Here is a 7,192-nt window from a genome sequence, read left to right as displayed (position 1 = left end):
TGATCCACCTGGCGTTCCTGGCGTTGCTGCTTAGAAGACTTTGAACAGGCTCTTAGAGCGGCTAACAAAACGTAGCGAGCGGTCGTCAGGTGGGTGCGGACGGCGCGCTCAGAACCGGAGTGTACGAGTGGCACATGCCGATTCCGAGCACCGGCCGCGCCCGCCTGGCGGTGAGCGCAGTAGTTTTGTTAGCCGCTCTTACCCTGCGTTCGATCGCTGCGCCAGCCAGTGCTCGCCATACACCCAACGGCCAGCCCGCTCGCCCTAAAATGGCCGCATGAATACCCCAGAAGATTCCTCTCTCGGTCGTGAGGTCGCGTATCCCAGCGGCTACGATCCGTCGCTGTTGTTTCCGATTCCGCGCGCGGCCGGGCGCGCGGCGATCGGCCTGACCGGCGCCGTGCCTTTCATCGGCCGCGATCGCTGGCATGCCTATGAACTCGGCTGGCTCGATGTACAGGGCAAACCTTGCGTGGCCACGGCGACGTTGCATGTGCCCAGCGATTCGCCGTCGTTGATCGAATCCAAGTCGCTCAAGCTGTATCTCAATTCGCTCAACGCCACCCGCTTCAACAGTGCCGAAGCGGTGCGTACGCGCATTGCCACCGATCTATCCACGCGTGCCGGTGCCGATGTGGCGGTGGAGTTCGGGCTGCCGCCGATCGATGCGGTTGGGGAAGGCGAATCGATCGACGCGCTGGATGTCAGCATCGAGGATTACGGCCCGCCCAATGCGGCGTATCTCTCGGCGCACGCACAACCCATCGTGGAAGAAGTGCTGACCTCGGCCTTGCTCAAATCCAATTGCCCGGTCACCGGTCAACCGGATTGGGCCAGCGTCACGCTGCGCTATCGCGGCGCGCCGATCGACCGCGAAGGCTTGCTGCGCTATCTGGTGAGCTTCCGCGACCACGCCGAGTTTCATGAGCAATGCGTGGAGCGCATTTTCAATGACGTGCTGATCCGCTGCGCGCCCGAGTGGTTGATGGTGGAAGCGCGGTACACCCGCCGTGGCGGGCTGGACATCAACCCGTTGCGTCGTTCGCCGAGCTTGCCGACACCGCTGTCGATTTTCCGCGACCCGCGCCAGTAGGCGTTGATTTTGAAGGATCGCGCCAGCTTCACGGCAGCGCGATCCACGCTTAACAGCGCCCCAAGCACCCTGCAGTCATCGTCATGCACGAAGGATTGCAGCAATGAGTGTCGGCAAGAAAGCAGATTTCTCCGGCGTGACGTCTTCGCTCGACAGTGCTGCCGATATCACGCCAGCGCCGAATTTTTCCAACGTCCGCACCAGCGTGCAGAACACTGCGCAGATCGTCGAAGAGACAGTGACCGTGCAGGCAGGCGACGGCCTTCCCAGTATTGCCACACGCCCTGATGGCGACGGCAATCTGTGGCCGCGAATTTTCGAGGCCAATCGCGACACGCTCCGGGATCTGGACAAGATCTTTCCGGGGCAGGTGTTGCACTTGCCACCGAAGGCATAAATGCACGATTGGTTTAGCCATTCGCTGATTTATGGGTTCATGTAATTTAACTAATTTCTTCAAGAAACCCGATTCGAATATCCGGAGATTCATCCATGCGTATCAAATCCGTTTCAAGCAATCTCGTCATTGCTCTTGCTGGCGTGCTCGCGCTGTCTGGTTGTAAAAAAGAAGAAGACGCTAGCGTGTCGAAAGATCCGACCGCCGGAGCAGCGACCGAAGCGATGCCTGGCCCGGCCGTCACGCCGCCTGCAAGCGACCAGGCAGGGCAGAGCAGCGCAACCGGCGCGGCCAGCACCGATACTGCAGCAACGGGCTCGGCAGTGATGGTGTCCAGCGTCGCGGTCGGCACCACAGCCGCTGCCGACAAGTCGGTGACCCCGTCGGCCAACATCGGCACCAAAGACACCATCATCGTCTCGGTGAAGACCGACGGTAGTGCGAGCAATGTGCCGGTGGCAGCCAAACTCACCTATCAGGATGGTCAGGTTGCCGGCGAGCAAAATGCCACCTTGACCACCACCGGTGCAGAAACCACCAACCTCAGCTTCAGCAAGCCCGACGGCTGGCCGGCGGGTACCTACACCGCGCAGGCGATGGTGGATGGCAAGCCGGCGGGTAATCCGCAGACCATTACGGTCCAGTAAACACGCTCAGGCAAGCAAGATTCCCGCTGTAGCGTTCGCGCCCGCGAGGGCGAGACATGGTTTGGAGACCCCAGAGTCCGTTGCGACAGCGCGTTGGTCCGGCAGGTATCCGGGCAGCAGTTCGTTTCCAGCTCATGCACCGGACGCGGAACCAAACCCTTTGCTCAGCATCTCGATAAAAGTGCGTTTGGCACGATAGTGTTGGCGGAGATGGACGAGATATTCGTCGAATTCGCGCTGCGTCGTTTGCATGTCGCACAAGCGTTGGAGCGACCGTAGCCAGATCAGCGCGTCGCTGTAGCCTTGGCTGTTGGTGCGTGCAACCTTGCTTTCGATCAGTAACTTATGAATGTGGACGGCGAAGTGGGCATCGTGTGATTCGGCGACCTGCAACAGGCGCTCCCAAGTTGGCATCGCGATGTCTGCCTGATGTGCGGCACTCGCCTGCAACGCAGCGCTATGCTCCCCCTCGGCCAACAATAGGCGCACCTGCAAATCCTGCGCGTAACCTTTCAGGGAGTGCTTCGCAGTGACCGCTGCCATCGCACGCTCACGCCAGGGTTGCCACGCTGCGTGTGTCGCATGTACCGCTTCGCGCAGCGCCAGATAGGCCTTTTCAGACAGTGTCCGGGTAAACACTTCCCAGCACAGTTGCAGTGCCTCCTCGGTCATGCCATCGCGCGTATAGGTTGCGGCAAGTGTTGCCTTGAGGCGGTCATCGTCCGGACAGGCCCTGATGCCACGTTCAAGCCAATTGGTCTGCTCACGCTCGCGTCCGTGCTCGCGGCAGCGGCGTGCCATCTCCAGGTAGTCCCAACCACTGCTGCACTGTCTGGCGAACCATTGCAGCATCGCCTCCACGCTGCCGCCGCAGCGCGCGGTTTCCTCGAGCAATGCCTCGGCCGATAGGCGCCGACCGGGTGATGCATCGTCATGCAGCGCTTGCAGCGTGGCATGCTCCAGCGCGGCGATCCCTGCGTTGCCCAGCAGGGCGAGGTAGACCTCGAGTTTCGGCGACAGGCTCCACTGATCCAGCATGCGTAGATCGAATACGCGCTTGGGCAGATTCGATACGTTGGCGCTGCGCGCGAATTCCGGATGGCTGTGGGCGAGCGCGCGCAGACGATCGCCGACGTGACCGGCGGAATCGTCGCAATCCTCATAGATCGCCACCAGGCGCTTGAATGCGTACTCGTGCAGGTCCAACGCCGCCACCGGGTTGCGTTGGCGCGCCTGCTCGAGCAATGCGGGCAGTGTCGCCAAGTGCTTGGCGTAGGCGACACTGTCGCGATAGTCCATGAAACGCCTGCGACCCAGCAGCGCCGACACGGCCTTGCGCCACTCCTGCGGCGGCGCACTGGACAACTGCGCCTGACTCAGCAGCCGCTGGCGGAGGCCGCGATCGTGTTCGGCCAATTCCAGCACCAGGGCCTGCAATGCCTGCGGAGATTGCGCTGCCAACCAGCGCTGCACGGCCTGCAGCGGGTTGTCGGCAGTCGGTCGGGCCTTGCGACGACCGGACGCCGGTGTATGGTCGCCGGCGAGCTGGCGCGACCAGGTCAGTGCCACGGCGACCTGGTGCTTGCAGAATTCCTGTTGCTGACCCAGCGGGCAGTCGCAACTGCCGTGCAAGGCGCCGTCGCGCCAGGCCAATTGCACGCTGTAGTCTTCGCTACCGTTGACCGTGGCGCTGACCCCTAGCGGCTCCAGGCTGTGGAGCATCACTCGGTCTTCTTCTGCATAGGCCAAGCCTCGCTCGTAATAGCGGCGCTCCGTGATGTCCAGCAGAAAGCGGCTGTCGATGTGTGTTGCGCAGAAGGGGGAAGTCATCACTCTATTCTGGCGTAGCGGCGGGTCGTGTCAAAGATGCCGCCTGGTCGCATCGATCGTCTTTGCCCGCAGGCGGTAGACACGCGACAATGTTCGATCAATTCCGGGTGTACTCCGATGCCGCATACCCCTTTGTCAGCGTACGCAAGCGTACTGTTGGCGCCCCTCCCAGAGGTCATTCAGCGCACCATGTCTAATACCCCCAAGATCCTGTACACGCTCACCGACGAAGCACCGTATCTGGCTACGCAGTCGCTGCTGCCGATCATCGCTGCCTACACCAATACCGCCGGGATCGTGGTCGAAACTCGCGATATTTCGCTAGCCGGCCGCATTCTGTCGCTGTTCCCTGAGAGCCTGACCGACGCGCAGAAGATCGCCGACGACCTCGGTGAACTGGGCGAGCTGGCCACCACGCCGGAAGCCAACATCATCAAGCTGCCCAACATCAGCGCCTCGGTGCCGCAGCTCAAGGCCGCCATCATCGAACTGCAGGGCCAGGGCTATGCGCTGCCGGCGTACCCGGACGCGCCCAAGGACGCTGCCGAAAAAGACATCAAGGCGCGCTACGACAAGGTCAAGGGCAGCGCGGTCAATCCGGTGCTGCGCGAAGGCAACTCCGACCGTCGCGCGCCGCTGTCGGTGAAGAATTACGCACGCAAACATCCGCATGGCATGGGCAAGTGGAGCAGCACGTCCAAATCGCACGTGGCGCACATGGACGAGGGTGACTTCTTCGGTAGTGAGCAATCCACCACGGTGGCAGCCGCCAGCACGCTGAAGATCGAATTCGTCGGCAACGATGGCAGCAGCACCGTGCTGAAAGAAAAAGTGGCGATAAAGGCCGGCGAAATCGTCGATGCCGCGGTGCTGAGCAAGCGCGCGCTGGCCAGCTTCATCGATGCGCAGATCGCCGATGCCAAGGCCAAAGATGTGCTGTTTTCGGTGCATCTGAAAGCCACCATGATGAAGGTCTCCGACCCGGTGCTGTTCGGTGTGGTGGTTGGCGAGTTCTACAAGGACACGCTGCGCAAGCATGCCGATGCGCTTGCGTCGGTCGGCTTCGATCCCAACAACGGCATCGGCGATCTGTACGCACGGATCGCCACGCTGCCGGACGATCAGCAGGCGCAGATCAAGGCCGATCTCCAGGCCGAATATGCGCAGCGTCCGAGCCTGGCGATGGTCAATTCGGACAAGGGCATCACCAACCTGCATGTGCCCAGCGATGTGATCGTCGATGCATCGATGCCGGCGATGATTCGTGATTCGGGCAAGATGTGGAATGCCGAAGGCAAGCTGCAGGACACCAAGGCGGTGATCCCGGATCGCTGCTACGCCGATGTCTACCAGGCCGTGATCGACGACTGCAAAGCGCATGGCGCATTCGATCCATCCACCATGGGCTCGGTGCCCAACGTCGGCCTGATGGCGCAAAAAGCCGAGGAATACGGCTCGCACGACAAGACCTTCCAGCTTCCCGCCGCCGGCACCGTCAAGGTCAGCGACGACACCGGCGCCACCGTGTTCGAACACGCGGTGGAAGCCGGTGATGTGTGGCGCATGTGCCAGGTCAAGGACGCACCCATCCAGGACTGGGTGAAGCTGGCCGTGGAGCGCGCGCGCCTGAGCGAGACGCCTGCGGTGTTCTGGTTGGATCAAGCCCGTGCACACGATGCGCAGGTGATCGCCAAGGTCGAAACCTATCTGAAGGATCACGACACCAACGGCCTGGATATCCGCATCCTGCCGCCGGTGGAAGCGACCACCTTCTCGCTGGAGCGTATCCGCAACGGCCAGGACACCATCTCGGTCACCGGCAACGTGTTGCGCGATTACCTCACCGACCTGTTCCCGATCCTGGAACTGGGCACCAGTGCCAAGATGCTCTCGATCGTGCCGCTGATGGCCGGTGGCGGTCTGTTCGAAACCGGCGCCGGTGGCTCGGCGCCCAAGCACGTGCAGCAGTTCGTCGAACAGAACTGCTTGCGCTGGGATTCGCTGGGCGAATTCCTGGCACTGGCCGCCTCGCTGGAGCATCTGGGCAACCGTTACGACAATCCGTCGGCCACCGTGCTGGCCAAGGCGTTGGACGTGGCCAACGGTCAGTTCCTGGACAACAACAAGTCGCCGGCACGCAAGGTCGGTGAACTCGACAACCGCGGTAGCCACTTCTATCTGGCGATGTATTGGGCGCAGGCCCTGGCCGCGCAGACCGAGGACACCGCCCTGCAGGCCAGGTTCGCCCCGTTGGCCAAGGCCCTGACCGAGAACGAAGCGACCATCGTGGCCGAACTCAACGGCGCGCAGGGCAAGCCGGTCGAGATCGGCGGTTATTACCACCCCGATCTGGCCAAGGTCAGTGAGGCGATGCGCCCGAGCAAGACCTTCAACGACGTGTTGGCGACGCTGAAGGCCTGATCCTGATGGCTGACGCCGCCTTCTGAAGCGGCGCGTCCGCATGCATGTCCCCACGACCCGCTTCGTCCGAAGCGGGTCGTTCTGTTTCCGCGACACCGACGAGAAGGCCGCCAGCGTGCGATCGCGTATGCCGTTGCGCGTGCCGTTCCCAGATCCGGACGTTCGCTAACACCAACCATCGCCAACCATTGGCGTGCTCGTCCATGCCAATGCGCTGTAAGGCACGCACTTGAGCGTTCGGCTGGATCGTTGGATCCATGAATCTGGGCACGATGGAGGATAAAAACCGGATCCATCGATGCATGGCCGGCTGGCACAAACGCGATCAGCATTGGCTTACTCGGCAAACCGCCGGGCAACGATCGACGCGATACAAGGGAGTCTTCCCGATGACAACGCGAGCGCTTGTAGTTGGTATCAACAACTACCCAGGGACCAATGCACTACCGAGTTGCGTACAGGACGCAACCGCATTTTCAACGCACCTGCAGTCCAATTTTGCATTTCAGGAAATCAAAGCGCTGACCGACCAGCAGGCAAGCAAGCATGCGGTTCTGGACGGATTGGCATGGCTGTTCAATGGAGCCACGCCGCAGGATCGTCTGGTGTTCTTCTACTCCGGTCATGGCTACCGGCCGCAGATCAACGGCGAGTTGCGCGAGGCGCTGGTGACGCAGGACAGCCAGTTCCTCGATGACACCGAATTGGCAGCGGCAATGGGATCGGTGCCGGATCTGAGGTATCCCCACGTTTTTCAGCCCATGACCATCTGGTTGTAGACGTGTTCGGGCAGTGTGCGTAATC

6 protein-coding genes and 1 other RNA gene are annotated in these 7,192 nt (G+C 61.7%); 5 read left to right on the top strand and 2 right to left on the bottom strand.

Annotated elements, in window-relative coordinates:
* Positions 1 to 59 precede the first annotated feature (59 nt).
* Positions 60 to 136: non-coding RNA, sX9 sRNA (locus XpopCFBP1817_RS18415), on the bottom strand.
* 141 nt (positions 137 to 277) lie between these two features.
* Between XpopCFBP1817_RS18415 and queF the strand changes: the two genes are divergently transcribed.
* The 3 genes from queF (at position 278) to XpopCFBP1817_RS18400 (ending at position 2,137) form a co-directional block, all read left to right on the top strand.
* On the top strand, positions 278 to 1,093 hold the full coding sequence (gene queF, locus XpopCFBP1817_RS18410; RefSeq protein ID WP_128418220.1) for an NADPH-dependent 7-cyano-7-deazaguanine reductase QueF: 816 nt from the start codon (positions 278 to 280) through the stop codon (positions 1,091 to 1,093).
* Between the two features lie 103 nt (positions 1,094 to 1,196).
* Positions 1,197 to 1,490: a LysM peptidoglycan-binding domain-containing protein gene (locus tag XpopCFBP1817_RS18405; RefSeq protein ID WP_128418219.1), complete on the top strand. Its 294-nt coding sequence runs from the start codon at positions 1,197 to 1,199 to the stop codon at positions 1,488 to 1,490.
* Positions 1,491 to 1,585: 95 nt separating this feature from the next.
* Positions 1,586 to 2,137, top strand: coding sequence for a hypothetical protein (locus XpopCFBP1817_RS18400; protein ID WP_128418218.1), 552 nt, complete (start codon positions 1,586 to 1,588; stop codon positions 2,135 to 2,137).
* 132 nt (positions 2,138 to 2,269) lie between these two features.
* On the opposite strand, the gene XpopCFBP1817_RS18395 is transcribed toward XpopCFBP1817_RS18400, so the two are convergent.
* The gene (locus tag XpopCFBP1817_RS18395; protein ID WP_128418217.1) at positions 2,270 to 3,967 is read right to left on the bottom strand and encodes an SWIM zinc finger family protein; all 1,698 of its coding nucleotides are present in this window, start codon (positions 3,965 to 3,967) and stop codon (positions 2,270 to 2,272) included.
* 189 nt (positions 3,968 to 4,156) lie between these two features.
* Here XpopCFBP1817_RS18395 and XpopCFBP1817_RS18390 point away from each other — a divergent pair, with 189 nt between their 5' ends.
* Positions 4,157 to 6,388 (top strand): NADP-dependent isocitrate dehydrogenase, encoded by a 2,232-nt coding sequence (locus XpopCFBP1817_RS18390; RefSeq protein WP_128418216.1) that lies wholly within the window; start codon positions 4,157 to 4,159, stop codon positions 6,386 to 6,388.
* Between the two features lie 257 nt (positions 6,389 to 6,645).
* Positions 6,646 to 7,167 carry a caspase family protein gene (locus XpopCFBP1817_RS18385; RefSeq protein ID WP_128418215.1) on the top strand — a complete coding sequence of 174 codons (522 nt, stop codon included), beginning with the start codon at positions 6,646 to 6,648 and terminating at the stop codon, positions 7,165 to 7,167.
* Positions 7,168 to 7,192 lie beyond the last annotated feature (25 nt).

The organism is Xanthomonas populi (assembly GCF_002940065.1).
Classification (GTDB): domain Bacteria; phylum Pseudomonadota; class Gammaproteobacteria; order Xanthomonadales; family Xanthomonadaceae; genus Xanthomonas; species Xanthomonas populi.
Note: the sequence above shows the minus strand (reverse complement) of the source record. Positions and strands in the feature narration are given on the sequence as shown.

What these genes read in the sequence shown, in the direction of transcription:
- queF (WP_128418220.1), top strand. Translation starts at nt 278, where the DNA reads ATGAATACCCCAGAAGATTCCTCTCTCGGTCGTGAGGTCGCGTATCCC.
- XpopCFBP1817_RS18405 (WP_128418219.1), top strand. Translation starts at nt 1,197, where the DNA reads ATGAGTGTCGGCAAGAAAGCAGATTTCTCCGGCGTGACGTCTTCGCTC.
- XpopCFBP1817_RS18400 (WP_128418218.1), top strand. Translation starts at nt 1,586, where the DNA reads ATGCGTATCAAATCCGTTTCAAGCAATCTCGTCATTGCTCTTGCTGGC.
- XpopCFBP1817_RS18395 (WP_128418217.1), bottom strand. Translation starts at nt 3,967, where the DNA reads ATGACTTCCCCCTTCTGCGCAACACACATCGACAGCCGCTTTCTGCTG.
- XpopCFBP1817_RS18390 (WP_128418216.1), top strand. Translation starts at nt 4,157, where the DNA reads ATGTCTAATACCCCCAAGATCCTGTACACGCTCACCGACGAAGCACCG.
- XpopCFBP1817_RS18385 (WP_128418215.1), top strand. Translation starts at nt 6,646, where the DNA reads ATGAATCTGGGCACGATGGAGGATAAAAACCGGATCCATCGATGCATG.